Here is a 25,752-nt window from a genome sequence, read left to right as displayed (position 1 = left end):
GCGGGTGGACAATCGAGCGGTTGCGGACTAGAAAGGAAAGGTATTTTTTCCTGTTCCGGAGGAGAGCAAAGTGCTCTCGCATGATCGCGTCTGGGCCGCCATCGATGCTCTCGCCGAGCGCTATTCGCTGTCGGCGTCGGGCCTGGCAAGGCGCGCGGGTCTCGATTCGACCGCCTTCAACAAGTCCAAGCGGCTGTCCTCGGATGGGCGCCCGCGCTGGCCCTCGACCGAATCGCTGGCCAAGATCATCGAGGCGACGGGTGCTTCGCTCGACGAATTCACCGGCCTGGTCGAGGGCCGCGACAAGACCGGCCTCGCGCCCGAGCAGCGGTCTTCGGTGCCGCTGCTCGGCTTCGCCCAGGCCGGCGCAGGCGGCTTCTTCGACGATGCCGGCTTTCCGGCGGGGCAGGGCTGGGATCTGGTCGAGCTGCCGGCGCAGGCGACCGAGACGTCCTATGCGCTGCAGGTGCAGGGCGATTCCATGCTGCCGCTCTACCGCAATGGCGATGTGCTGATCGTCGAGCCGGGCGCCGCCACCCGCAAGGGCGACCGTGTCGTCGTCAAGACCAATGCCGGCGAGGTGATGGCCAAGGTGCTGGATCGCCATACGACGAAGTCGATCGTGCTGATCTCGCTCAATCCCGAGCATCCGGATCGCGATATCCCGATGCGCGATGTCGAATGGGTGGCGCGGATCGTCTGGGCAAGCCAGTAGGTGCGGCTGGTCCACCTCGCCATAGCCGCCCTGGCGGTCCCGGCGATGGCGGCGCTGGTCGTCACCGGCGGTCGTACCGTGCAGCGTGGCGAAGGCAGCGGCACCGTCACTGTCGATCAGATCGAGCCAGACGTCGACGCCGCGCCCGAGGAGCCGGCGACCTCGGCCATCCCCGGGCCGCAGCCGATAAAGCCGGCACCCCATTCCAGGTCGATCGATCCCGAAATGGTGGCGCCGCCGCCGCTCACCGCCGACGAGCTCGAGCGGGTCGAACCGCGCGCGCCGCTGAGCGACCTTGCGCTTGCCAGCCCGCCCAAGCTGAAAATGCCCGACGACTGGAACGGCACGAAGCTGTTTCAGCCGGTGGCGTCAGCCGCCGGCGTGATCGAGGCGAAGGGTTATTCGGTGGCGCTTTCGGGTGTCGATGTCGTCAGACAGGACGAGACCTGCGCCGATGACGGCGGCAAGTCCTGGCCTTGCGGCATCCGGGCGCGCACGGCGTTCCGCGCCTTCCTGCGCGGCCGTGCAGTGGTCTGCACCGTGCCGCCCGAGGGCGGCCGCGACCTGATCACCGCCGAATGCCGCATCGGCAAGCAGGATGTCGGGCAATGGCTGGTCGAGAACGGCTGGGCCCGCGCCGCCGAGGGCGGTGCCTATGCCGAGGCCGGCGAGAAGGCGCGCGCGGCAAAAAAGGGCATTTTCGGATCGGCGCCAAACCTTTCCGGCCTGCCGCCGGTTCCGCCGGCACCGAGCCCCGCGCCTCAGGCGCCGGGCTCGATACTGCAGGAAGAGAACGGCGTCCTTATGCCGCTAGCTGACCAGCCAGCGCCCGCCCAATGAGTGCGCGCGTTTCGGTTATGCCATAGAGCGCCGCGAAGGACCCGAAGCGCGGACCGCGCTCCTGGCCGATCAGCACCTGGTAGATCATCTGGAAGAAGGCGACGGAAACACCCGGCCCACCTTCCGGGCTCTGCTTCGAATGGTCCTGGTAGCGCTCGATCCGGCGCGCGACGTTGAGCGCCGCGTTCTGGATCGCCTCGCCATCGGCGGCGGCCGGCAATGCGGCGAGCGCCTCCGAAAGCTTGCCCAGCGCTTCGCGCTCCACCGTGTCGGCGGCGCGGTAGACCTTGGCAGGCTTCACGAAATCGTCGAAGTAGCGGATCGCATAGCCCGTCAGCCTGTCGAGCTCGGGATGCGTCGTCGGCGTCACGCCCGGCGCATGGCGCGAGATGAAGCCCCACAGAACATCCTTGTTCTGGGCGTTGGAAGCGCTGACCAGATTGAGCAGCAGCGAGAACGGCACCGGCAGGTCGATGGCGGGCGGGTTGCCGTCATGCATGTGCCAGACCGGGTTGCCCAGCCGCTCCTTCCAGTCCTGCCGCGGATAGGCGGCGAGGAAAGTGTAATACTCGTCGACCGCCCGCGGGATGACGTCGAAATAGAGCTTCTTGGCCTGCCGCGGCCGCTGGTACATGTAGAGACCGAGGCTTTCGGTCGGCGCATAGGCCAGCCACTGATCGATGGTGATGCCGTTACCCTTCGACTTCGAGATCTTCTGGCCGTTCTCGTCCAGGAACAGTTCGTAGACGAAATGCTCCGGCGCCCGTCCGCCCAGGATGTTGCAGATGCGGTCGTAGACCACCGCATTCGTCTGGTGGTCCTTGCCGAACATTTCGAAATCGACGCCCAGCGCCGCCCAGCGCATGCCGAAGTCAGGCTTCCACTGCAGCTTCACATTGCCGCCCTTGATCGAAAGCGTAGTTTCGGTGCCGTCATCGTCGAAGGTGATGGTGCCGGCCTTGGCGTCGACATGCTTCATCGGGACGTAAAGCACGCGGCCGCTCTTCGGCGAGATCGGCAGGAACGGGCTGTAGGTAGCCTGGCGCTCCGACCCAAGCGTTGGCAGCATCACCGCCATGATCTCGTCATAGCGTTCGGCCGCGCGCAGCAGCACCGCGTCGAAACGGCCGGCCTTGTAATACTCGGTCGCGCTGGCGAATTCGTAGTCGAAGCCGAACGTGTCCAGGAAGCGGCACAGCATCACGTTGTTGTGGTCGGCGAAGCTTGCATAATCGCCGCCGAACGGATTGGGCACCGACGACAGCGGCTGGTGCAGATAAGGCTCGAGTGCTGCGCGATCGGGCACACTGTCGGGGATCTTGCGCATGCCGTCCATGTCGTCGGAGAAGCACAGTAGCTTGGTCTTGACCGCGTCCCGGGTCAGCACGCGGAAGGCGTGGCGCACCATCGAGGTGCGCGCGACCTCGCCGAAGGTGCCGATATGCGGCAGGCCGGACGGCCCGTAGCCGGTCTCGAACAGGACGGTCTGCGGAAAGTCCGTGTTCTTATAGCGCTCGATGATCTTTTTGGCTTCCTCGAACGGCCAGGCCTTGCTTTCGGCCGCCGCCACAAGCGTCTCGGGATTGAGATCGATGATGTTTGATCCCGCCATGTCACTGTTTCCAAGTCGTTCGCCGGCGCCGCCGGAAGGGAGTTTTTCAACCGGTCTCTAGGCGTGCCTGCCTTGGGCGTCAACGATGGCGGCTGTTTTTCCTTGCGGCGCCGATATGCTGTTCCTAACTACGTTGCCCTTTCAAGGAGTTCCTGGATGCCATTGCCGACCCCGCATGAAGCCCTGATCTACCTGATGGTCATCACCTCGGCTTCCGACCGCGACATGACCGATGTCGAACTGGCGCGCATCGGCGACGTCGTCCGCACATGGCCGGTGTTCGAGGATTTCAACCACGACAGGCTGGTCGGCATCGCCCAGGATTGCCAGAAGAGCCTGCACGAAAAGGACGGCCTGGAAGGTGTGCTGGCGAGCGTCGCCGAAGCGCTGCCCGAAAGGCTGCGCGACACCGCCTATGCCGCCGCCTTCGAGGTCGCCGCCGTCGATCTCGAAATGCGCATGGAGGAAGTGCGGGTGCTGCAACTCATCCGCCTGAAGCTCGACCTCGACACGCTGACCGTCGCCGCTATCGCGCGTGCGGCCAAGGCCCGCCTTCGCACGCTCACCTAGGGTTTGCTGATATTCAGGTGATGCCGGCCTGCGAATGGCAGGTTTCCTGCGCTTCCGGTGCTCGCGTACCCAAAACTACGCTCCGCTCCGGTTCTCGGAACCCATTATTCTCGGCCCGGCCTGACCTGAATCTCAACAAAGCCCTGGGCCGTGGCCCTTGGAATCAAAAAAAACTGACCGGGAAATAGCGCAGATAGAATTCGGCGAAGGTGCCTTTCACCGAGATCTCCTGCAGCGCGTAGTCCATGGCCGCGGCCAGTGCCGGATCGCCGGCCCTGGTAGCGATGGCCATGCCCGATCCCAGATATTCCGGCGCCAGATACGGCCCCCCGGCGAAACGGCAGCAGCCTGCAGCATCCGTGCCGCCCAGCCAGAATGCAAAGCGCATCCCGTCGCCGAAGGCGGCGTCTATCTTGCCGCCCTTGAGGTCGCCGTAGAGCTTTTCCGGGCTGTCGAGGGGGACGACCTGAACGGCGCCGAAATAGGCGCGCAGCATGCGCTCATGCGCCGAACCGGCGATCACGCCGACGCGCTTGCTGCGCAACTTGTCAAAGATCGGCTCCGCAAAGGCCGTTGTCTTCGGCATGATGAAGCGCGCAGGAAACTGCAGATAGGAACGCGAGAACGCGTATTTGGATCGGCTCTCCGGCGTGGCGGCGATGCCGGCAATGATGGCCTCGCCTTCGCCTTTCTGCAGCGCTGCGTCGAGCTCGCCCCAAGGCAGCGCCTGGATCTGGCACTTTTCGGCGATGCCGAGTTCGGCGCAGATCGCCCGTGCCAGATCGACATGGAAGCCGGACAGCCGCCCGGCGCCATCGAGAAAGTTGAACGGCGGAAAATCGGTGGTGGTAAGAAATCTCAACCGCGGCAGCGCCGAAAGATCGGGCTTCGGCAGCCGCTCCTTGGCGTCCCACAGCACCGGCACCTGCGGCTCGGCGGCGGCGATGCCGGCAAACGACTGCGCCCCGACCAGTATCGATATCAGGGCGATGAGTATCCACCGCATTGTCACAATAGAGCTCCGCCCGTCATGCTTTCGGCTTTTCGTACGAAAATGACGCAGGCACAATGGTTTTTGATTTCAACTTGCCGATTTAGGCGTATGGTTTAGTGGGTTTGCAAGTAGCAGCGCGGCGCCGCCGAAAGGGAGGCATTCGCCGGCGGCACGAAAGCGGTGCAGCTTTGCAATCCGGGGTTGATGGCGAGGCGTGTGTCGGGCATCTACCATCGATCTCTGAGGCGGCAGGCAACATGGGGTAGATGTTGCGATGGGTCATTTCGATCGCACACTGGAATACATCGATCAGCTGCAGCACGCCAACACGGCGGCGGCTGTCTGTGAAAGGCTGCTTGGCGTCACATCGGATTTCGGCCTGACGGCGCTGATGGCCGGAACCGTTCCGCAGCCGGGCACGCCGCGCGGCCAGCAGAAGGACCACGTGCTGCTGTGCGACTGGCCGGGCGAATGGCTGGAGCGCTACGTGGCGCGCAACTATGTCGATCACGACCCCGTCGTCAGTCACATGAAACAGCTTCAGGCGCCGTTCCAGTGGCGCGAAGCGTCCGAAAGCATTCGCATCGACAAGAGCAGCGGCGAAGTCATGGGCGACGCCAGGGAGTTCAAGCTGCGCGATGGCCTGGCCTTCCCGCTGATCACCCTCGACGGCCTGATCGTCATGGTGTCACTGGGCGGCGAGGCCGTCGAACTTTCGGAGGCCGAGTTCGGAATCGTGTCGCTGGTGTCGACCTATGCGATCGGCCGCGCCATGCAAATCCACACGATGGCGGGCAAGACCATCGATCACATTGAATTGACGCCGCGCGAGCGCGAATGCCTGCAGTGGGCAGCCGTCGGCAAGTCCGAGTGGGAGATATCTCAAATTTTAGGTATCTCGGAGCACACGTCCGAGAAACATCTCCTTAACGCCAAAAGCAAACTTGGTGCCGTCAATCGGGTGCAGGCGGTCGCGGAAGCGATTAGGCGCGGCTATATTAGTTAGGTCGGCCGCGCCGGCCTAGAAATTCTTGCCTACGTGATCGCGTAATTTTTTCGGGAAAGCTCGGCCGTATCTTCCTCTTGAAACCAGGAGACGGCTAATGCTTTTTTCCCTTACCACACAGGAATTGATGGATCGTCCCGACCTCTGGGAGGCCGTCCATCGTTTGCGCTACAAGATCTTCGTCGAGGAAATGGGATGGACCGATCTTCAGCGCCCCGATGGCCTGGAGATTGACCAGTTCGACCATGACGAGGCGGTGCACCAGATCGTCATCCGCAACGGCGAGGTCGCCGGCTACCAGCGGTTGCTGCCGACGACACGGGCACATCTTCTGACCGAAGTGCTGGCGGACCTTTATGAAGGGACGCCGCCCTCGGGGCCGAATGTCTGGGAACTGACCCGCTATGCGGTGGCGCCGGGCTTTCGTGACGGCAAGCGCGGCGTGTCGACGGTCGGCACCGAGCTGATCGCCGGCTTCGTCGAGTGGGGGCTGCCGCGCAGCATCAACCAGGTCATCATCGAATTCGAGCCGATGTGGGTCCTGCGGGCGCTGCAGCTGCACTTCCTGGCTACGCCGCTCGGCTACCAGCGCACCTACGGCAACCAGCAGGTCGTCGCCACGCTGCTCACCTTCAACGAACATACACTCGATGTCGTGCGTTCGCGCCGCAATCATTACGCGCCGGTGCTGGCCAGGGGATACCCCGACAGGCTCGGAATGAAACAGGCCTCGTGAGATTTGGAGACCCGCCATGAATACCCACCCGCAACCCGAATTGCGTGGCCACGCGCTGATCGTCACGGTTTCCTCGGACGACGGCCGGCCCGTACTCGACAGGCGCGCCTATGCGAGCCTCGCCAAGACCTTCCACGAAGCCGCCGTCGACGATGACGTCCGCGTCGTGGTGCTGCGCGGCCTGGCAGGCTGCTTCTGCCTCGGCGGCGACTTTTCCGAATTCCTCGACGCCACCAAGCATCAGCAGCTGATCGCCGCCGTCACCGACATGTTCCGCACGCTGGCGACCTTTCCCAAACCGGTGCTTGCCTGCGTGGACGGCGATGCCGTCGGCGTCGGCTGCACCATCCTGTTCCATTGCGACATGGTGATCGCTTCACGTGGCAGCACGTTCCGGGTACCCTTTGTCGATTTCGGCCTGGTGCCGGACGCGGCAACCAGCATCCTGGCACCTCAGAAGCTCGGCTATGCCGGCGCCTTCCGCTTCTTCTGCCTGGGCGACACGCTTCATGCCGAAGATGCCAAGGCACTCGGCCTGGTCGGCGAGATCGTGGCGGACGGCGCTGCCGAGGAAGCGGCTCTCGGCCGGGCAAGGCAGCTCGCCAAGAAGCCGGTTGCAGCATTGTTGCAGACGCGCGGCCTGCTCAAGGGCGACACCAACGCGCTGTGCGACCGTATCGATCAGGAAATATCGCTGTTCCAGCAGGCGTTGCAGGATGACACCACCCTGAAGCGGCTGCAGCGGATTGCCCGGCTGGCCGCGTAAAAGCAGCCTGGCCGGTAAGTTGATCGTCGGCGAAATGGGCCGATCCGGAGGAAGGCTCGGCGTGTTTCCAGACCCGCTATTTTTCCAGGCCAGTCATTTTTCCAGGAATGCTGGCCCTTCGCCGATGATCTTCTTGTCTTCCTTGCCGACAACATCGAGATCGCGACCGTCATAGGGCAGCGATAGCAGGATGCGGCGGATGACGGCCAGCCGCGCACGCCGCTTGTCGTTGGCCCGCACGATGATCCAGGGCGCGAATTCCTTGTGCGTGCGCTCGACCATGAGGTCGCGCGCCTTGGTGTAATCGTCCCATTTGCCGATGCCGGCGATATCGATCGGCGAGAACTTCCAGTTTTTCAGGGGGCTATAGCGACGGTCGTGGAACCGTTCGAGCTGTGTCTCCCGGCCGATGTTCAGCCAGAATTTGAAGAAATGGATGCCCTCATTGCAGATCATCCGCTCGAAATGCGGTGTCTCGTCGAGGAATTTCTCGTGCTGCTCTGGGGTGCAGAAGCCCATGACCGGCTCGACACCGCCGCGGTTGTACCAGGAGCGGTCGAAGGTGACGAACTCTCCCGCCGTCGGGAAATGGGCGACATAGCGCTGGTAGTACCATTGTCCAACCTCGGTCGGCGTCGGCTTGGTCAGCGCCACGTTGCGCGCGGTGCGCGGGTTCATGTACTGGCGCAGCACGAAGATCGTGCCGCCCTTGCCGGCGGCGTCGCGCCCTTCGAACAGTGCCATCACTCGCTTGCCGGTCGCCTGCAGCCAGGCCTGCGCCTTGACCAGCTCGATCTGCAGCCGCTCGAGCGTCTCGTCATACTCGTCGCTCTTCATCTTCTTGTCGTAGGGATAGCCGCCCGCGGTCAGCTTGTTGTCCTCGATCCAGTCGGGAAGCACGGGGTTCTCGATGTCGAACTCCCGCTCCTTGCCGTCGATCCTGATCTTCAGCGGGCCCGATGCGGGCGCTGCGGCGGGACTTTCCTTGGGTTTTTTCATCGAGACGAACCTTTCCAGCTTGCGGACTCATGCTATTGGGAGCCTCAAATCCGGTCCAGCGGAAGTTTTCCAGCCGGAGCAAGGGCATGGGACGCGCGAATGGCTGACATCGGCGCAGAGCGGCAAACCAGGGCGCAAGCTGTCGCGGCTCGGCTGTGGAACAGCCGCTGGCTGCTGGCCGCCGGCATCGTCGCGGTGCTCGCCGTCTATGGCTTTGCCGGCATGTCCGCCTATGTCGTGCTGGCCGCCTTGGCGCTGCTGCTTGCGGCGGCGCTGTTGCCGTCCGGTGCCACGCGTCACTCCGCCGAGGATGCGGCGGCGATCGAGGCGAGCGGGCTGCAGCGGCTTTCCGGCGAATATCTCGCCGCGGCCGTTGCCGACCCGCTGATCATCTTCGACCGCACCGCCACCATCGTTCACGCCAATGCGGCCGCTTTCGCCGCCTTCGGCGGCATCGCGCCGGGCATGTCGCTGTCGCTGAAGTTCCGCGCCCCCGAAATGCAGGCCTTGCTGGATGATCTGCTGTCGGGAAAAGTCGCTTCGGATGTTGTCGACTACACCGAAAAGCTGCCGGTCGAGCGCGCCTACCGGGTCAGCGCTTCCTCGGTCGGCCATGCCACCGATCTCTACGTGCTGGTGTTCAAGGACCAGAGCGAGGCGCGCCGGATCGACAGGATGCGCGCCGACTTCATCGCCAATGCCAGCCACGAACTGCGCACCCCGCTTGCCTCGATATCCGGCTTCATCGAAACGCTGAGAGGACCGGCCCGTGGCGATCCGGCGGCGCGCGACCAGTTCCTGCAGATCATGCAGAACCAGACCGGCCGCATGGCGCGCCTGATCGACGACCTCCTGTCATTGTCGCGGCTGGAGATGAAGCCCTATCTGAAGCCGGGGACCGAGGTCGATCTGCGCCAGACAATCGACAGCGTCATCGACTCGCTTGGACCGCTTGCCCGGGAAACCGGCGTCGTCATCGAACGCGATTTCGTCGAGGGGCCGCTCGACGTGCCGGGTGACCGGGACGAGCTCTTTCAGGTCTTCGAGAACCTGTTGGAAAACGCCTGCAAATACGGCCAATCGGGTGGACGTGTGACGGTCTCGATCGCCCGCACCGAGACCGGCCCCGAAGCCGGCATCGACGTGACCATCAGGGACTACGGTCCCGGCATTCCCGAAGAGCATATCCCGCGCATCACCGAGCGCTTCTACCGCGTCGACGTCGAGAACAGCCGCACCCAGAAAGGCACCGGCCTCGGCCTGTCCATCGTCAAGCACATCCTGACGCGCCACAACGCCAGGCTCTCGATCAAGTCGGAAGTCGGCAAGGGCGCTGCGTTCTCGGTTCATTTGCCGGCGCGCTAAGGCTGTACTATTTACTAACTGGCCGTTTCTTCTTTCTGTCATCCGGCTCGCGTATCAGCACGGGATTCGAGGAAACGACTCGGGCCAGTAGATTCCGGGCCAGAAGATTCGGGGAAGGCATTTCGTCCATGCAGTCCGTGCATATTGTCAGCGCCTATGACGAAGAGCTGAAATACCTGTCGAAGCGGATCGCTGCGATGGGTGGGCATGCCGAGCGCATGGTCGAGCAGGCGATCACTGCCCTTGTCAATGCCGATCCCGGTCTCGCCCAGAAGGTCATCCACGACGATATCGTCCTCGATGAAGGGCAGCGCGAGATCGACGACAAGGCGATCGTCATCATCGCCAAGCGTCAGCCGATGGCGACGGATTTGCGCGAGATCGTCGGCGCGATCCGCATCTCGGCCGACATCGAGCGCGTCGGCGACCTCGGCAAGAACGTCGCCAAGCGGGTGGCGGCCGTCACCGACGGGCGCCAACCGACCAGCCTGTTCCGCGGTCTCGAGGCCCTGGCCAATTTGGCGTTGACGCAGCTCAAGGAAGTGCTCGACGTCTATGCCTCGCGCTCGGTCGAGAAGATCGGCTTCGTGCGCGACCGCGACGACCAGATCGACGCCATGTACACCTCGCTGTTTCGCGAACTCCTGACCTACATGATGGAAGATCCGCGCAACATCACGCCCTGCACGCACCTGCTGTTCTGCGCCAAGAACATCGAGCGCATCGGCGACCACGCCACCAACATCGCCGAGACCATCTACTACATCGTCACCGGCGACCAGATGCCGGCCGAGCGGCCAAAGGGCGACAAGACGGACAAGGTCGTCCTTCCCGGCATGCAGCCGGCGAAGTGAATAGCCGCCCCTCGAACCCCCGGCTAATTTAGGCTAAGCTTCCCCGAACGTACCTGATCCTGACCCGAGGCCAGGCCTTGAGGAGGTAGCGATGGAAAACGTTCGGAACCTGACACCGGCCCCGCCGACATCGGGCATCATCGCTTCCAGTGTTTATACCGCCGGCCGACGCATCGCCGACATTCCGATCGAGGAGGCCGGCGAATGGGCAGCCAAGCCGGGCCACGTCGTCTGGATCGGGCTGCTGGAGCCGGACCGCAACCTTTTGCTGCGCGTCCAGGCGCAGTTCCATTTGCATGAGCTGGCGATCGAGGATGCCGAACATCCGCACCAGCGGCCGAAGATCGAGCAATATGGCGATGCCCTGTTCATCGTCGCACGCACCGCCCAGCTGATCGACGGTCGCGTCACCTTCGGCGAGACGCATCTGTTCGTCGGCGCCGGCTACATCGTTAGCGTCAGGCACGGCCCTTCGACGTCCTATGCCGCCGTTCGCCAGCACTGGGAAAGCTGCCCGCATTCATTGGCCAAGGGCGAGGATTTCGTCCTCTATGCCATTCTCGACTTCATCGTCGACAACTACATGCCGGTGCTCGAGCAGATCGAGGACGAAGTCGAGGCGATCGAGGACAAGGTGCTGCTGAAGCCAATGACCGGCCCCGACATCGAGCGGCTCTATATGCTGCGCCGCGATCTGTTGCGCCTGCGCAATGCGGCACTCCCCCTGGTGGAGGTCTGCCGCCGGCTGACCAGCGCCGAGTTACCGCAGATCCATGCCGCCATGCACCCGCTATTTCGCGACGTCACCGATCATATCCGCACTGTCCAGGAGAAGATCGACAGCCTGCGCGAGGTGCTTGCCTTTGCCTTCGAGGCCAGCCTCCTGGTCGGCCAGAGTCAGGAAACGGCGAACACCAAGAAGCTCGCCTCGTGGGCTGCCATCCTGGCGGTGCCGACGGCGCTCGCCGGCATCTATGGCATGAATTTCAACGACATGCCGGAACTGAGGATGGAATACGGCTATCCGGTCGTGCTGGCCACGATCGCGCTGATCTGCTCGTTCCTGTACTGGCGATTTCGCAAGAATGGATGGCTGTGAAGGAGTGAGTAGCGAGTAGTCAGTAGTGATTGGTGGCAGCGGCGCTCGCCGCCTATTCCTCACTACTCACTACTCACTACTCACGCCGCTCAGCGACTCCGCCGCCGCTCCGACGCCGGCTGGAACGCCACCCTTGCGTGATACTTGCAGTAGGGCCCGGTTTCGGCGGCATCGTTGCCGCAGAAGTTGAAGTCTTCCGAAAGCGGGTCGCCATTCGGCCATTTGCAGGTGCGCTCGGTCAACTCGACCAGCTGCAGGTGCCGCGAGATCGGCACGACGACGTTCTCGACCGGGCGGATATAATGGCGCACCACCGGTTCGGCGTCGAACTGCGCCTGCAGCGCGTTTGCGCCGATCGAAGTGGTGACGTGGCGCTGCGTGCTCGCGGCGCGCGACACCGACTTCTGGATGGACGAGCCCTGCACGGCCTTCTTCTGGCGCGCCGGGCTGGCTGTCGCGCGTCCGCGGCCCGACAGTTTCAGGCGATGCACCTTGCCGATGACCGCATTGCGGCTGACCCCTCCGAGCTGCGCGGCAATCTGGCTGGCGCTCAGCCCCTCCGACCACAGTTTCCTGAGAAGTTCTACCCGCTCGTCAGTCCAGTTCATGAGACCGCGCTCCTGCTGAAGCGTGCGGCGATCGGAATCCTTTCCCGTCCCGGCTCTCGCCGGGCAGACAACACCACATATACCGGGTGATTGGGTCCGCCGCACGAAATCTAGTTATTTCTCGACTACAAATACCTCATGCGCCGACTCTGTGACAAGAGTCCCAAAGGCAACACGAATCAGTTTTTCCGGTTTTCCCCAACTTGCCCGGTCGCTGATGAGCCGGCGTCCTGTCGGAGGGCGTGCCGCGCGCCTATGCGCGACGTTTTCGTTGACTTCATGGCCGAAAAACACGATAAGCCGCGAAGGCCGCCGCTTTGGCGGCTTTTTTGATTTTCCGGTACCGGAGACGCATATAATGAGCGGTTCGGCGCTTTACGAGACCTTTGCTCGCGCACCCCTGGCCTTCGACCACGGGGAGGGGACTTGGCTGGTCACCGACAAGGGCGAGCGATATCTCGATTTTGCCGGCGGCATCGCGGTCAATTCGCTCGGCCACAATCATCCGCATCTGGTCGCCGCGCTCACCGAACAGGCGGGCAAGCTGTGGCACGTCTCCAATCTCTATGAGATTCCGGAGCAGAGGCGGCTGGGTGAACGGCTGGCGGACGCCACTTTCGCCGACAAGGTGTTCTTCACCAATTCCGGCGCCGAGGCGCTGGAATGCGCCATCAAGACGGCGCGGCGCTACCAGTTCGTCAAGGGTCATCCCGAACGCTTCCGTGTCATCACCTTCGAAGGCGCCTTCCACGGCCGCACGCTGGCGACCATCGCCGCGGGCGGCCAGTACAAATACCTCGAAGGCTTCGGCCCCAAGGTCGAAGGTTTCGACCAGGTCGGGTTCGACGACATCGACGCGGCGGAAAAGGCGATCACGCCGGAAACGGCCGCCATCCTGATCGAGCCGGTGCAGGGAGAGGGCGGCATCCGCCCGGTGCCGACGCAATCCCTGAAGCGGCTGCGGCAGCTTTGCGACCAGCACGGCCTGCTGCTGATCTTCGACGAAGTCCAGTGCGGCGTTGGCCGCACCGGAAAGCTGTTCGCGCATGAATGGACGGGCGTGACGCCCGACATCATGGCGATCGCCAAGGGCATTGGCGGCGGTTTCCCGTTGGGCGCCTGCCTCGCCACCGACGAAGCCGCGGTCGGCATGACCGCCGGCGTTCATGGCACCACCTTCGGCGGCAATCCGCTGGCGATGGCGGTCGGCAACGCGGTGCTCGACGTGGTGCTGGAAGACGGCTTCCTCGAGGATGTCCAGCGCAAGGCGCTGCTGCTGAAACAGGGGCTGGCCGGCGTCGCCGACGAATTCCCCGACGTCATCGAGGGTATCCGGGGAACCGGCCTGATGCTCGGCCTGAAATGCGTGATGCCCAACACCAAGGTCAACATGGCGCTGCGCGACCAGCATTTCCTGGCGGTGCCGGCCGGCGACAACGTCATCCGCCTGCTGCCGCCGCTCACCGTTACCGACGCCGAGATCAGCGAGGCGCTCGACCGCATCCGCGCCGGCGCCAAGGGCCTGGCCGATGCCATCGCCGCGGCCGCCGCGAAGTAATCCTGGAACCATTCCCGATGAGCGTTCGCCATTTCACCGATCTGTCCGCCGTTTCCGAAGGCGACCTGCGCTTCATGCTGGACGATGCGGTGGTGCGAAAGGCCAGGCTCAAGGCCGGCGAGCGGACCAAGCCGCTCGAGGGCAAGGTGCTGGCGATGATCTTCGACAAGCCGTCGACGCGCACGCGGGTATCCTTCGACGTCGGCATGCGCCAGCTTGGCGGCGAAACCATCATGCTCACCGGCACAGAGATGCAGCTTGGCCGCTCCGAGACCATCGCCGACACCGCCAAGGTGCTGTCGCGCTATGTCGACGCCATCATGATCCGCACCACATCGCATGAGCGGCTGCTCGAACTGACCGATAACGCCACCGTTCCGGTCATCAACGGGCTGACTGACGACACCCATCCCTGCCAGCTGATGGCCGACATCATGACCTTCGAGGAGCATCGCGGTCCGGTGGCTGGCAAGACCATCGCCTGGACCGGCGACGGCAACAATGTCTTGCATTCGCTGCTCGAAGCCTCGGCGCGCTTCCGCTTCAACCTCAATGTCGCGGTGCCGGAAGGCAGCGAGCCGGACGAGAAGCATGTCGACTGGTCGAAGGCCAATGGCGGCAAGCTGAGCTTCACCCGCTCGCCCGAGGAGGCCGTCCATCAGGCCGATTGCATCGTCACCGACTGCTGGGTGTCGATGGGCCAGGAGCATCGTGCCCGCGGCCACAACGTCTTCCTGCCCTATCAGGTCAATGCGGCGCTGATGGCCAAGGCGAAGCCCGACGCGCTGTTCATGCATTGCCTGCCCGCGCATCGCGGCGAGGAGGTCACCGACGAGGTGATCGACGGGCCGCATTCGGTGGTGTTCGACGAAGCCGAGAACCGGCTGCACGCCCAGAAGGCGGTTTTGGCCTGGTGCCTGGGCGCTTGATCTCCGGAGGTGTGATGCCTATCTGCGGGCCATCACGCAAATTGAGCGCGTTTCGGTGCATGTGCCCCTCCGGGCCGCATGGCCGCGCGCCGGAGCTTTGTCATGTTGGAAACCCGTCAAGTGACTGAACATCACCCTCAACTCGGCGAATTCGGCTATGCTGGCGACGATCACGTCGTGCCGTTCGAGGTCGCCCCGCTCGACGTGCGCGGCCGCACCGTCCAGCTAGGACCGATGCTCGACGCTATCCTTGGCCGCCACGAGTATCCCGAACCGGTCGCCCGCCTGCTGGCGGAGGCCTGCGTGCTGACGGTGCTGCTTGGCACCTCGCTCAAATTCGAGGGCAAGTTCATCCTGCAGACCCGCACCGACGGGCCCGTCGACATGCTGGTGGCGGATTTTACGACGCCATCCGCATTGCGCGCCTATGCACGCTTTGATCCCGACCGGCTCGAGGCGCTGACGGCTGCCGGCGAAATCTCGCAACAGACGCTGCTCGGCAACGGCGTGCTGGCGCTGACCATCGACCAGGGCGCGCATACGCAGCGCTACCAGGGCATCGTTCAGCTCGACGGCGAGACGCTGGAAGAGGCCGCGCGCACCTATTTCCGCCAGTCGGAGCAGATCCCGACCGATCTCAGGCTTTCGGTTGCCAAGCTGGTGACGCCCGGCATAGGTGGTCCCCGCGAGCAGTGGCGCGCCGGCGGTCTCTTGGCGCAGTTCCTGCCGCAATCGCCGGAGCGCATGCGTGTGCCGGACATTTCCGGTGGCGACGGCGATCCGCGCGACGAGGTCCATGACCCGGTCGATAATTCCTGGCAGGAGCTTCTCGCCCTGCTCGGCACCATCGAGCCGACCGAGCTGATCGATCCGACCGTCGGCGCCGAGCGGCTGCTCTACCGGCTGTTCCACGAGCATGGCGTGCGTGTCTTCGGCGGCGTGCCGGTGGCCGACCAGTGTTCCTGCTCGCGCGAGAAGATCCGCGGCATCCTCGAAGGCTTCTCGGCGCAGGAGATCAAGGACAGCACCGAGGATGGCGGCATCCATGTCGCCTGCGAGTTCTGCTCGACGCAATACGATTTCGACCCGGCTGAATTCGCTGCGGCGCAGTGAGACAGTCCTTCTCCCCGTCGCTATACGGGGAGGTGAGGAGTGGTCCGCGCAGCGGACGAAAAGCCAATTGCTTGGCTTTTCGAACGACGAACGCCGGCAGGCGGATGAGGGGCAGCGATACCTTTCGGTACCTGGGGCGCCGTTCTCAGTTCACCGTCCGGCGCGTGCCCGGCAGATCGAGCGAGAAGGCGGGGATGGCGATGTCGAACGTCTCGCCCCGCTTGTTGCGCATCGTGTAGTGGCCGACCATGATGCCCGATGGTGTCGAGAGCGGGCAGCCGGACGTATATTGGTAGCTGTCGCCAGGGTTGAGTTCGGGCTGATCACCGACGACGCCGGCGCCGCGCACCTCCTCGACCCGGCCGCTGCCATCGGTGATGTGCCAGTAGCGCGACATTAGCTGCACGAACTCGTCCGACTGGTTGTCGATGGTGACGTGGTAGCCCCAGACATAGCGGTTCTCCGACGGATCGGAGCGATCCTCCAGATAGAACGGCCTGACCTGCACTTCGATGTTGCGCGTAATGGCGCGGTACATGAGCTACTCCAAACAGTCCCGGCGGAAGTCTCGGCGCGCTCTTTGACTAGGTCAACGGAGCGCGGCGCCTGTCTCTTCCGTCTTTGTGCGCACCTGCCGCCAAACAATGTCATTTAAGTGACACATGACAATGATGGTGTGCACGGACCGTGCCGGGCGACTCGGGCGCTCTGTCGACCTGTTCAAAACGGCCCTCTTCCGGCCGGCTTTCCGGAGTGACGAGATCTCGATGGAACTGATCGTCATCGCCGCCGCCCTGCTTTCGACAGCCCTCATTCTTTCAAATCTCGCCAGCATCCTGCTTGCGGCCTTCAGGCTGAAGCGGCCGCGCACCCTTGCGCGGCCAGCCGGCAAGGCGCCGCCGGTGTCGATCGTCATCCCCTCCCGCGGCGTCGAACCGTTCACCGAGGAGACGCTTCAGCGCGCCTTCTCGCTCGACTGGCCGCGCTACGAGCTCGTCTTCTGTGTCGCCCATGCCGACGATCCGGTGGTCAAGCTGATAAACAGGGCGATCGTCCGGTTTCCGAAGATACCGGCCCGGCTGCTGATCGGCGACGACCGCATTAGCGCCAATCCGAAGCTCAACAATTGCGTCAAGGGTTGGGAAGCGGCGCGCCACCACTGGGTCATCCTTGCCGATTCCAACGTGCTGATGCCGAGGGACTATGTCCAGCACCTGATGGCGGCGTGGCGGCCCGACACCGGCCTTGTCTGCTCGACGCCGATCGGCTCGCGTCCGGACGGCTTCTGGGCCGAGGTCGAATGCGTCTTCCTCAACACGCTACAGGCGCGCTGGCAATACACAGGCGAGGCGGTCGGCCTGGGCTTCGCCCAAGGCAAGAGCATGCTGTGGAAGAAGCCTGTGCTCGACGCCAATGGCGGCATCCGCGCGCTTGCCGCCGAGATCGCCGAGGACGCCGCCGCGACCAAGCTGGTCAACGGGCTGGGGCTGCGCGTCAATCTTGTCGCTTCGCCCTTCGAGCAGCCGCTTGGGGAGCGCCGTCTCGGTGACATATGGTCGCGCCAGGCCCGTTGGGCGCGCCTGCGCCGCGTCACCTTCCCGTTGTTCTTCGCCCCCGAAATCCTGACCGGCGTGGCCGTGCCGCTGGCACTGGCCCTGGTCGCAGCGGCCGGCGCCGGCATCAGTCTGCCGCTCACCGTGCTCTGCGTTCTGGCGCTCGCCTATGCGCCGGAATGCGCGTTGGCCTGGGCCAAGGGCTGGTATCTGTCGCCACGTACCATTCCGGCGATGATGGTGCGTGACCTGATGCTGCCGGCGATCTGGGCGCGCGGCTGGCTCGGCGGCTCGGTCGACTGGCGCGGCAATGCGATGACCATCCGCACCAAGGCTATGACCGAGCTGGAAGAGGGCGCCTGAGCAACGCTCAGGCGTTTGTCCAATCGCAGTCTGGACCCTTTATTTGGCGGATTTCAGCGCCTGTTCGACATCGGCGAGCAGATCGTCCGCATCCTCAAGTCCGACCGAAAGCCTGAGCGTGCCCGGGCCGATGCCGAGCTCGGCGCGCGCCTCGTCGCTGAGGTTCTTGTGCGTCGTCGTCGCCGGATGGGTTATCAGGCTCTTGGCGTCGCCGAGATTGTTGGAGATCAGCACGATGTCGAGCGCGTTCTGGAAGGCGAAGGCCGCCTGCTTGCCGCCCTTGACGTCGAGACAGATCAGCGTCGAGCCGCCCGTCATCTGCTTCTTGACGATATCGGCCTGCGGATGGTCGGCGCGGCCCGGATAGATGACGCGGGCGATTTCTGGGCGCTCGGCAAGGAAGTCGGCGATCTTGCCGGCACTTTCCGTCTGCTGGCGCACGCGCAGCGGCAGCGTCTCCAGGCCCTTGAGCAGGGTCCAGGCGTTGAACGGCGACAGGCTGGGACCGGTGTGGCGGAAATAGTCGTGCAAATTCTCGTCGATCCACTTCTTGTCCGACAGGATGACACCGCCGAGGCAGCGGCCCTGGCCGTCAATATGCTTCGTCGCCGAATAGACGACGATATGGGCGCCAAGCTGCAAGGGCTTCTGCTGCAAGGGCGTGGCAAAGACGTTGTCGACGATCAGCCTGGCGCCGATCGAATTGGCAAGCGAAGCGACGGCGGCGATGTCGACCACTTCCAGCGTCGGATTGGTCGGGCTTTCGAGGAAGAACAGCTTGGTGTTCGGCTTGACCGCCTTTTCCCAGTTGGCGATATCGGTGCCGTCGACCAGCGTTGCCTCGATGCCGTATTTCGGCGCCAGCGTCTCGACCACCCAGCGGCAGGAGCCGAACAGCGCGCGTGCCGCCACGATATGGTCGCCGGCCCTGGCGCTGCACAGAAGGGCAGCCGTCACCGCCGCCATGCCGGAGGCCGTGGCGCGCGCGTCTTCCGCACCTTCCAGCGCGCACATGCGCTTTTCGAACATGTCGACGGTGGGATTGGCATAGCGCGAATAGATGAAGCCCGGTTCCTCACCCTTGAAGCGGGCTTCCGCCGCCTGTGCCGTCTCGTAGACATAGCCCTGGGTGAGGTACATCGCCTCGGAGGTCTCGCCGAAGCCGGAACGCAAGGTCCCGCCATGCACGAGTGCCGTCTGAGGTTTCCAGTCGCGCTTCTTGGTCATTGCTCTGTCCCAAACACAAAAAAACCGGCCGCGAAAGTCGCAACCGGTCCATACGGCCTTGCGGCCAACGGTCCTTTAGCGACTTGTTTAACGTGGCTGCAAGCCGACCGGCCAAATCACCACGGGATAACGACCCTTTAGACCCGCACCGCGCTTGCGTCAATTGCCGGCTTCATTAAGAGGTTTGTACCAAGCAGGTTCCGCAAAAGTGTTCGACGATTTTGCGGCAGGAACCTGCGGCGAAAAAAAGCCCGGCCTTGAAGCGGAGCCAGCCTTTGCGGCAGACAGGCATTCTTCCCGATCAGGACATTTCCGCGCTTTTCCAGTCGGGCGCGCTGAAATCGCCGCGCGCTCTCGACGCCGACCAGATCCAGCCGGCCAGCCTCGATCTGAGGCTTGGCGACAAGGCCTGGCGCGTGCGCGCCTCCTTCCTGCCCGGTCCCAATCACCAGGTCGTCGACAAGCTCGAGCGGCTGAAGCTGCACGAGATCAGCCTCGCCGAGGGCGCCGTGCTGGAAACCGGCTGCGTCTACATCGTGCCGCTGCTGGAAAGCCTGGCCTTGCCGGCCGACATTTCCGCTTCGGCCAACCCGAAGAGCTCGACCGGGCGGCTCGACATCTTCACCCGCGTGATGACCGATCGCGGCCATGAGTTCGACAAGATCGCCGCCGGCTATCATGGTCCACTCTATCTCGAGGTCAGCCCGCGCACCTTCCCGATCGTCGTGCGCGCCGGCTCGCGGCTGTCGCAAATCCGTTTCCGTACCGGCAACGCGTTGCTGTCGGAAGGTGAATTGCGCGACCTGCACCATGCCGAGATGCTGGTGGCCACCGAGCCGCCCAACATTTCCGGCGGCGGCATTGCGCTGTCCATCGATCTCGACGGCGATAAGGACGGGCTGGTAGGCTATCGCGGCAAGCACCACACCGGCCTGATCGATGTCGACAAGCGTGCCGCGCAGGATGTCGTCGATTTCTGGGAGCCGCTCTACAAGAGTGGCGCCGGCGAACTGGTGCTCGATCCGGACGAGTTCTACATCCTGGTGTCCCGCGAGGCGGTGCATGTGCCGCCGCTCTACGCCGCCGAGATGACGCCCTTCGACCCGCTGGTCGGCGAATTCCGCGTCCATTATGCCGGCTTCTTCGATCCGGGCTTCGGCCATTCGGCGGCCGGCGGCACCGGCAGCCGGGCGGTGCTCGAAGTGCGCAGCCATGAAGTGCCCTTCATCCTCGATCACGGCCAGATCGTCGGGCGGCTGGTCTACGAGCACATGCTGAAACGGCCGCAGGCGCTTTACGGCACCGATCTCGGCTCGAACTACCAGGCACAGGGCCTGAAACTGTCCAAGCATTTCCGCGCCGCGCGCTGATCGTTCCGCCGCCGCCAGACCGTGCTTGCCTGACCGGGCGCGCCATGCTTGGCTGTGCCTCGGTCCGTCAAGGTGACGGAAATAAAGGGGAAGACCATGCAAATCTCGAGATGGATCCTGTCGGCAGCCGCGGCTGCCATGCTGACGCTCGGCGCCGGTTCGATGTCGGTGCAGGCAGCGGAGAAACTGAAGATCGGCACCGAGGGCGCCTATCCACCGTTCAACACCATCACTCCGGACGGCAAGGTCGTCGGCTTCGACATCGACATCGCCGATGCGTTGTGCGCGCAGATGAAGGTCGAATGCGAAATCGTCACCCAGGACTGGGACGGCATCATTCCCGCCCTGCAGGCCAAGAAATTCGACGCCATTATCGCGTCGATGAGCATCACCGAGGAGCGCAAGAAGCAGGTCGCCTTCACCAACAAATACTATACGACGCCGCTTGCGCTGGTCGCGCCGAAGGACAGCGAGCTGACCTCGACCGACCCGGCAGCCCTTGCCGGCAAGACCGTGGGTGCCCAGGCATCGACCACCCAGGCCGATTTCGCCCAGGACGTCTACGGCAAGGCCGGCGCCGAGGCCAAACTCTACCCGACCCAGGAAGAGGCGATCACCGACCTGCAAAACGGCCGCCTCGACGCGGTGATCTCGGACAAGTTCGTGCTGGTCGACTGGATGAAGAAGGCGAGCGACGGCTGCTGCAAGATGGTCGGCGACGTCAAGGGCACCGAGACTGAAGCCGGCATCGCCGTGCGCCTTGACGACACCGCACTGCGCGACAAGCTCAACGCGGCCATAGACGCCATCGTCGCCGACGGCACCTACAAGAAGATCCAGGCCAAGTATTTCGACTTCGATATTTATTGAGGTTCACGTCCGTCCGGGTCAGCCGCGAAAGAGATGCTCTTTCGCGGCGCCCAGACAACCATGAAATTGGCCGATAAAGAGCAATTCGCGTACGGCCAAGCGTTTCCTACCCCAGAAGGCAGTGGTCCGCTTCTCCTCGTCAAGCGAGGCACTTGATCCCGACGTCAGGGGGAACAGCTGCTTGTCCACACAACCGAGCACATGAGCCCTGGCGGAATCGATACCGCAGGGCTTGGCATTGTCGTTCAACCTGTCGCTGCGAAGGTCGGTGGTCATCCGATCCGCATTGCGCATCAGGAACCCGACCTGCGCTCTCGAATATCCCGTGGCGAGAAGCCTGTTCGTCATCGCCATGCGCACTTCGTGGTAGGACTTTGCGCTGCATTGTCCCGCACTATGAGCCACTGATGACGTATGGGCGAGGAGGACCGCCAGGCCTACGGATGCAATGCCAAGTCGCAAATTGCCCATTGACCGATCCTCAACTCTGGCCCCGTTCCTCACAGCGCCTTCACCGCCACCTTCACCGGCTTTTCGATTTCGAGCCGGTTGCGCAGCGGCAGGCCGAAATCCCCGGCTTCGATCTCGAAAACATCGCCGGCTTCGGTCCTGATGCCGTCGGCGAAGGACAGCGTCGCCGTGCCGAACATGTGCACATGCACATCGCCGGGCTGGCGGAAGGCAGAGTATTTGAAATGGTGGTGCTCGAGATTGGCGATGGTGTGCGACATGTTCGCCTCGCCCGACAGGAACGGTTTTTCCCAAAGCAGCTTGCCGTCGCGAACGATGCGCGATGAGCCCCTGACGTCGGAGGGCAGATCGCCGATCAGGATCTCCGGCCCGAACGAGGCATTGCGCAGCTTGGAATGCGCCAGGAACAGGTAGTTCACGCGCTCGGTGACATGGTCTGAAAACTCGTTCGACAGCGTGAAGCCGACGCGGAACGGCGCGCCGTCGTCGCCGATGACATAGATGCCGGCGATCTCCGGCTCCTCGCCGGCATCCTGCGCGAAGGCGGGCGACATCAGTGCCGCGCCCGGCGCCACCGCCATGGTGCCGTTGCCCTTGTAGAACCATTCCGGCTGCACGCCGGTCTGGCCCTTCGCCGGCTTGCCGCCCTCCAACCCCATGCGGAACATCTTCATGGAATCGGTGAGCTGCTCCTCGCCATCCGAATTGAGCTTCTTGTGCATGGAATCGCGCGTCGCCGCCGAGCCGAGATGCGTCAATCCGGTGCCGGTGAGGTGGAGGTGCGCCGGATCCGGATGATTGATCGGCGACAGCACCCGTCCCTTCTTGTAGGCGGCGTCGAGATCGACGGCCTCACCAAAACCCTTGCGCTCGATCAGCGCGGCGAGCCCGGTGCCTGTGCGCGCGGCCTCCATGGCCAGCGAATAGACGCTGCGGGCGCCGTTGATGATCCGGGTCTTGCCGCCGTTGCGGGCAACGACGCGGATCGTCTCGGCGTCGTCGAGGATCTGGGAGATCAGCATGATGTACCCTCTCTCTGGTGCCTTGGCCCGGCCGCCTGCATGGCAAACCCTGACCAGCGCGGCTCGGAACCAATCCGCGCCACGGGTGAAATTCTTCGTCCGGATTGCGCTCGCAGGCCTGGTCCCTCGGGGGACTTCTCTGCATCGGCGGGTTGCCGACGGCCGCGATGTGACCCGTATGCCTTCCTGGTTGCCTCGCCCTTAACCCTTGTTCTTGTTGTAGACGTCGAAGACCACGGCGCCGAGCAGCACCAGGCCTTTCACGACCTGCTGCCAGTCGACATTGACGCCCATGATCGACATGCCGTTGTTCATGACGCCCATGATGAAGCCGCCGACCACCGCGCCGATGACCTGGCCGACGCCGCCCATGGCCGAAGCGCCACCGATGAACACCGCGGCGATGACGTCGAGCTCGCTGCCGAGGCCAGCAGCCGGAACCGCTTGTCCGAGCCGCGCCGCGATGATCAGGCCGCCAAGCGCCGACAGCACGCCCATATTGACGAACACCATCAGCGTCAGCCGTTCGGTCTTGATGCCCGACAGCTGCGCCGCCTTGGCATTGCCGCCCATTGCATAGATGCGGCGGCCGATCGTCATGCGTTTGGTGACGAAGACGAACAGCGCGATCAGCACGCCCATCACCATGAGAACGATCGGCAGGCCCCTGTAGCTGGCGAACTGGTAGACAAGGAACAGCGCCAGCGCGCTGGTCACCAGGGTCTTGATGACAAACAGCGTGAAGGGCTCGGCTTCATAGCCATGTGCTTCGCGCGTACGCCGTGCCTTGAGCCCGAAATAGGCATAGGCAAGCACGGCGATCAGGCCCAGCACGATCGTCGTCATGTGCAGCGTCAGGCCGCTGCCGACGATGGTCTTGCCGGCGGCGTTCACCGTCGGCGGGATCAGCACCAAGGGGCCGATCAAGTCCGGAATGAAGCCGGAGCTGAGCGCCTTGAAGCCAACCGGAAGCGGCCCGACGGACGATCCGCCACCGAGCAGCGCCTGGCAGATGCCGCGGAAGATCAGCATGCCCGCCAGCGTGACGATGAAGCTCGGTATTCGGTGATAGGCGATCCAGTAGCCTTGCCCCGCGCCGATCAGGCCGCCGATGATCAGGCAGACAATCGACACCACCAGCGGATTGCTTAAGGGGCCGAGCGGCCAGATGACCATCATCATCGCCGCCAGCGCGCCGATGAAGCCGGCGACGGAGCCGACGCTGAGGTCGATATGGCCGGAGACGATCACCAGCAGCATCCCCAGCGCCATCACGATGATGAAAGAGTTCTGCTGGACCAGGTTGCTCAGGTTCACCGGCTTGAACAGCGTTCCGGACGTGGTGAACTGGAAGAACACCATGATGGCGATCAGCGCCAGGATCAGGCCGTACTCGCGCAAATTGGTGATTAGCGCAGAGACGGCAACACGCGGCCCCTGTGGCACGTCTTCGGCGACGCCGCTTTTCGGCGCGGGAGCGCTTTCGGTGCTCATGATGCTTTTCCTTCTCCCCGAACGATGGCGCGCATGATCTTTTCCTGGCTTGCGTCGCTTGCCGCCATTTCGCCTACGATGCGCCCTTCGTTCATGACGTAGATGCGGTCGGTGATGCCCAGCAGTTCGGGCATCTCCGACGAGATGACGATGATCGCCTTACCCTCGGAGGCGAGACGCGCGATGATGGTGTAGATTTCATACTTGGCGCCGACGTCGATGCCGCGCGTCGGCTCATCGAGGATCAGCACCTCCGGATTGGCGAACAGCCACTTCGACAGCACCACCTTCTGCTGGTTGCCACCCGACAGATTGCCCGTCATCTGGTAGACGCTGGACGAGCGGATGTTGGTCTTGGCCTTGTAGTCGTTGGCGACGGCCAGTTCGCGCATGTCGTCGATCACGCTATGACGCGACACGCCGCTGAGATTGGCCAGCGTGATGTTGTGTTTGATGTGGTCGATCAGGTTGAGGCCGTAGGTCTTGCGGTCCTCGGTGACATAGGCAATGCCGTGTTCAACCGCCTTGCTCACCGAGGAGACGTCGATCGCCTTGCCCTTGAGCATCACCTCGCCGGTGATGCGGCGGCCGTAGGAGCGGCCGAACAGGCTCATCGCAAATTCGGTGCGTCCGGCGCCCATCAGCCCGGCAATGCCCACCACCTCGCCCTTGCGGACGTTGATATCGATGCCCTTGATCACCTGCCGCTCGGCATGGATCGGGTGATAGACCGACCAGTTCTTCACCTGCAGCACGGTCTCGCCGATCTTGGGCTCGCGCGGGGGATAACGGTCGTCGAGCGAGCGGCCGACCATCGAGGTGATGATGCGGTCCTCGCTGATATCCTTCTTGGCAAGCGTCTCGATCGTGCGCCCGTCTCGGATGACCGTGACCTTGTCGGCGACCCGGTTCACTTCGTTGAGCTTGTGCGAGATCAGGATCGAGGTCATGCCCTGCCGCTTGAATTCGAGCAAGAGGTCGAGCAGCGCCTGGCTGTCCTTTTCGGACAAGCTCGCCGTCGGCTCGTCGAGGATCAGCAGCTTCACTTCCTTGCTCAGCGCCTTGGCGATCTCGACCAATTGCTGCTTGCCGACGCCGATATTGGTGATCAGCGTCTTGGGGTCCTCCTTGAGGCCCACTTTCTTCAGCAGGGCGCTGGTGCGCGTCTCGTTGGCATTCCAGTCGATGATGCCGAACTTGGCGTGCTCGTTGCCAAGGAAAATGTTTTCGGTGATCGACAGCATCGGCACCAGCGCAAGTTCCTGGTGGATGATGACGATGCCCTTGTGTTCGCTGTCGTGGATGCCTTTGAAATGGCATTCCTCGCCGCGGTAGACGATCGCGCCCTCATAGGTGCCGGATGCATAGACGCCCGACAGCACCTTCATCAGCGTCGATTTGCCGGCGCCGTTCTCACCGACCACGGCATGGATCTCGCCTTCCTCGACACGGAGGTTTACGTTCGACAGCGCCTTCACGCCGGGAAACGTCTTGGTGATGTCGCGCATCTCCAAAATCGTCGAGGTCATCAGGAATTAGGCTCCTTCGAGGCCGCCAAACAATACCGGGCTCGCTGGTTAACGAAAAGGGGCCCTGCGTTGCGCAGGACCCCTGTCTT

At 63.6% G+C, this 25,752-nt stretch carries 25 protein-coding genes and 1 riboswitch; of the genes, 15 read left to right on the top strand and 10 right to left on the bottom strand.

The genetic code is table 11. The features are described from left to right. Window positions 1-70 precede the first annotated feature (70 nt). On the top strand, window positions 71-715 hold the full coding sequence (locus AC1RUK_RS23990; protein WP_481838661.1) for a S24 family peptidase: 645 nt from the start codon (window positions 71-73) through the stop codon (window positions 713-715). After that, entirely contained in the window at window positions 716-1,555 is an 840-nt protein-coding gene (locus tag AC1RUK_RS23985; protein ID WP_481838662.1) for a thermonuclease family protein, read from the top strand. It begins immediately after the preceding gene. Here the strand turns inward: AC1RUK_RS23985 and AC1RUK_RS23980 are convergent. Continuing rightward, window positions 1,518-3,167, bottom strand: coding sequence for a lysine--tRNA ligase (locus AC1RUK_RS23980; RefSeq protein WP_481838663.1), 1,650 nt, complete (start codon window positions 3,165-3,167; stop codon window positions 1,518-1,520). The two genes, AC1RUK_RS23985 and AC1RUK_RS23980, sit on opposite strands and share 38 nt — an antisense overlap. A gap of 156 nt (window positions 3,168-3,323) precedes the next feature. On the opposite strand from AC1RUK_RS23980, the gene AC1RUK_RS23975 reads away from it, so the two are divergent. Next, complete coding sequence (locus AC1RUK_RS23975) at window positions 3,324-3,737, top strand: tellurite resistance TerB family protein (RefSeq protein ID WP_436170749.1); 414 nt, start codon at window positions 3,324-3,326, stop codon at window positions 3,735-3,737. Between the two features lie 163 nt (window positions 3,738-3,900). Here AC1RUK_RS23975 and AC1RUK_RS23970 read toward each other — a convergent pair whose 3' ends face one another. After that, window positions 3,901-4,743 carry an ABC transporter substrate-binding protein gene (locus AC1RUK_RS23970; RefSeq protein ID WP_481838664.1) on the bottom strand — a complete coding sequence of 281 codons (843 nt, stop codon included), beginning with the start codon at window positions 4,741-4,743 and terminating at the stop codon, window positions 3,901-3,903. A gap of 262 nt (window positions 4,744-5,005) precedes the next feature. Here AC1RUK_RS23970 and AC1RUK_RS23965 point away from each other — a divergent pair, with 262 nt between their 5' ends. From AC1RUK_RS23965 to AC1RUK_RS23955, 3 genes are all read left to right on the top strand, one after another. Next, window positions 5,006-5,737 (top strand): helix-turn-helix transcriptional regulator, encoded by a 732-nt coding sequence (locus AC1RUK_RS23965; RefSeq protein ID WP_006199958.1) that lies wholly within the window; start codon window positions 5,006-5,008, stop codon window positions 5,735-5,737. A gap of 97 nt (window positions 5,738-5,834) precedes the next feature. Beyond that, on the top strand, window positions 5,835-6,473 hold the full coding sequence (locus tag AC1RUK_RS23960) for an acyl-homoserine-lactone synthase (RefSeq protein WP_436170750.1): 639 nt from the start codon (window positions 5,835-5,837) through the stop codon (window positions 6,471-6,473). A 16-nt stretch (window positions 6,474-6,489) separates the two neighbouring features. Beyond that, window positions 6,490-7,239 (top strand): enoyl-CoA hydratase-related protein, encoded by a 750-nt coding sequence (locus tag AC1RUK_RS23955; RefSeq protein WP_436170751.1) that lies wholly within the window; start codon window positions 6,490-6,492, stop codon window positions 7,237-7,239. Between the two features lie 93 nt (window positions 7,240-7,332). Here the strand turns inward: AC1RUK_RS23955 and ppk2 are convergent, their stop codons facing one another. Then, entirely contained in the window at window positions 7,333-8,238 is a 906-nt protein-coding gene (gene ppk2, locus AC1RUK_RS23950; RefSeq protein ID WP_481838665.1) for a polyphosphate kinase 2, read from the bottom strand. A 99-nt stretch (window positions 8,239-8,337) separates the two neighbouring features. Between ppk2 and AC1RUK_RS23945 the strand changes: the two genes are divergently transcribed. The 3 genes from AC1RUK_RS23945 to AC1RUK_RS23935 all read left to right on the top strand — a co-directional run bounded on the left by AC1RUK_RS23945 (window position 8,338) and on the right by AC1RUK_RS23935 (window position 11,556). Next, complete coding sequence (locus AC1RUK_RS23945; protein ID WP_481838666.1) at window positions 8,338-9,603, top strand: ATP-binding protein; 1,266 nt, start codon at window positions 8,338-8,340, stop codon at window positions 9,601-9,603. A gap of 128 nt (window positions 9,604-9,731) precedes the next feature. Then, window positions 9,732-10,457 (top strand): phosphate signaling complex protein PhoU, encoded by a 726-nt coding sequence (gene phoU / locus AC1RUK_RS23940; RefSeq protein WP_481838667.1) that lies wholly within the window; start codon window positions 9,732-9,734, stop codon window positions 10,455-10,457. Window positions 10,458-10,548: 91 nt separating this feature from the next. Then, entirely contained in the window at window positions 10,549-11,556 is a 1,008-nt protein-coding gene (locus AC1RUK_RS23935) for a magnesium and cobalt transport protein CorA (protein ID WP_481838668.1), read from the top strand. Between the two features lie 89 nt (window positions 11,557-11,645). Here the strand turns inward: AC1RUK_RS23935 and AC1RUK_RS23930 are convergent, their stop codons facing one another. Next, window positions 11,646-12,164: a GcrA family cell cycle regulator gene (locus tag AC1RUK_RS23930; protein WP_481838669.1), complete on the bottom strand. Its 519-nt coding sequence runs from the start codon at window positions 12,162-12,164 to the stop codon at window positions 11,646-11,648. A 358-nt stretch (window positions 12,165-12,522) separates the two neighbouring features. Between AC1RUK_RS23930 and AC1RUK_RS23925 the strand changes: the two genes are divergently transcribed. The 3 genes from AC1RUK_RS23925 to AC1RUK_RS23915 all read left to right on the top strand — a co-directional run bounded on the left by AC1RUK_RS23925 (window position 12,523) and on the right by AC1RUK_RS23915 (window position 15,764). Beyond that, the gene (locus AC1RUK_RS23925) at window positions 12,523-13,722 is read left to right on the top strand and encodes an aspartate aminotransferase family protein (RefSeq protein WP_481838670.1); all 1,200 of its coding nucleotides are present in this window, start codon (window positions 12,523-12,525) and stop codon (window positions 13,720-13,722) included. A gap of 17 nt (window positions 13,723-13,739) precedes the next feature. Continuing rightward, the gene (gene argF, locus AC1RUK_RS23920) at window positions 13,740-14,651 is read left to right on the top strand and encodes an ornithine carbamoyltransferase (protein WP_481838671.1); all 912 of its coding nucleotides are present in this window, start codon (window positions 13,740-13,742) and stop codon (window positions 14,649-14,651) included. A 78-nt stretch (window positions 14,652-14,729) separates the two neighbouring features. Next, entirely contained in the window at window positions 14,730-15,764 is a 1,035-nt protein-coding gene (locus AC1RUK_RS23915; RefSeq protein ID WP_481838672.1) for an Hsp33 family molecular chaperone, read from the top strand. 145 nt (window positions 15,765-15,909) lie between these two features. Here the strand turns inward: AC1RUK_RS23915 and apaG are convergent, their stop codons facing one another. Next, on the bottom strand, window positions 15,910-16,302 hold the full coding sequence (gene apaG / locus AC1RUK_RS23910; RefSeq protein ID WP_481838673.1) for a Co2+/Mg2+ efflux protein ApaG: 393 nt from the start codon (window positions 16,300-16,302) through the stop codon (window positions 15,910-15,912). Window positions 16,303-16,531: 229 nt separating this feature from the next. On the opposite strand from apaG, the gene AC1RUK_RS23905 reads away from it, so the two are divergent. Next, window positions 16,532-17,680 (top strand): ceramide glucosyltransferase, encoded by a 1,149-nt coding sequence (locus tag AC1RUK_RS23905; protein ID WP_481838674.1) that lies wholly within the window; start codon window positions 16,532-16,534, stop codon window positions 17,678-17,680. 39 nt (window positions 17,681-17,719) lie between these two features. Here the strand turns inward: AC1RUK_RS23905 and AC1RUK_RS23900 are convergent, their stop codons facing one another. Next, the gene (locus tag AC1RUK_RS23900) at window positions 17,720-18,907 is read right to left on the bottom strand and encodes an O-succinylhomoserine sulfhydrylase (RefSeq protein WP_481838675.1); all 1,188 of its coding nucleotides are present in this window, start codon (window positions 18,905-18,907) and stop codon (window positions 17,720-17,722) included. Between the two features lie 55 nt (window positions 18,908-18,962). Then, window positions 18,963-19,040, bottom strand: a riboswitch (SAM riboswitch). Between the two features lie 142 nt (window positions 19,041-19,182). On the opposite strand from AC1RUK_RS23900, the gene AC1RUK_RS23895 reads away from it, so the two are divergent. Together AC1RUK_RS23895 and AC1RUK_RS23890 are read left to right on the top strand one after the other, a co-directional pair. Continuing rightward, the gene (locus AC1RUK_RS23895) at window positions 19,183-20,277 is read left to right on the top strand and encodes a 2'-deoxycytidine 5'-triphosphate deaminase (protein WP_481838676.1); all 1,095 of its coding nucleotides are present in this window, start codon (window positions 19,183-19,185) and stop codon (window positions 20,275-20,277) included. A gap of 96 nt (window positions 20,278-20,373) precedes the next feature. Continuing rightward, window positions 20,374-21,147, top strand: a complete 774-nt coding sequence (locus AC1RUK_RS23890) for an ABC transporter substrate-binding protein (protein WP_436170764.1) — start codon at window positions 20,374-20,376, stop codon at window positions 21,145-21,147. Between the two features lie 18 nt (window positions 21,148-21,165). On the opposite strand, the gene AC1RUK_RS23885 is transcribed toward AC1RUK_RS23890, so the two are convergent. From AC1RUK_RS23885 to mmsA, 4 genes are all read right to left on the bottom strand, one after another. Continuing rightward, window positions 21,166-21,501: a hypothetical protein gene (locus tag AC1RUK_RS23885; RefSeq protein ID WP_481838677.1), complete on the bottom strand. Its 336-nt coding sequence runs from the start codon at window positions 21,499-21,501 to the stop codon at window positions 21,166-21,168. Window positions 21,502-21,647: 146 nt separating this feature from the next. Beyond that, a complete protein-coding gene (araD1, locus tag AC1RUK_RS23880; protein WP_481838678.1) occupies window positions 21,648-22,640 on the bottom strand; it encodes an AraD1 family protein in 993 nt (330 codons plus the stop codon). Between the two features lie 201 nt (window positions 22,641-22,841). Further along, on the bottom strand, window positions 22,842-24,134 hold the full coding sequence (mmsB, locus tag AC1RUK_RS23875; RefSeq protein ID WP_436170766.1) for a multiple monosaccharide ABC transporter permease: 1,293 nt from the start codon (window positions 24,132-24,134) through the stop codon (window positions 22,842-22,844). Beyond that, window positions 24,131-25,663 (bottom strand): multiple monosaccharide ABC transporter ATP-binding protein, encoded by a 1,533-nt coding sequence (gene mmsA / locus AC1RUK_RS23870; protein ID WP_481838679.1) that lies wholly within the window; start codon window positions 25,661-25,663, stop codon window positions 24,131-24,133. The genes mmsB and mmsA overlap by 4 nt, the downstream gene beginning before the upstream one ends. Window positions 25,664-25,752: the final 89 nt, after the last annotated feature.

It is taken from the genome of Mesorhizobium monacense (assembly GCF_056781675.1).
The sequence above is the reverse complement of the archived record's forward strand: the minus strand, read 5'-3'. Positions and strand labels throughout refer to the sequence as shown.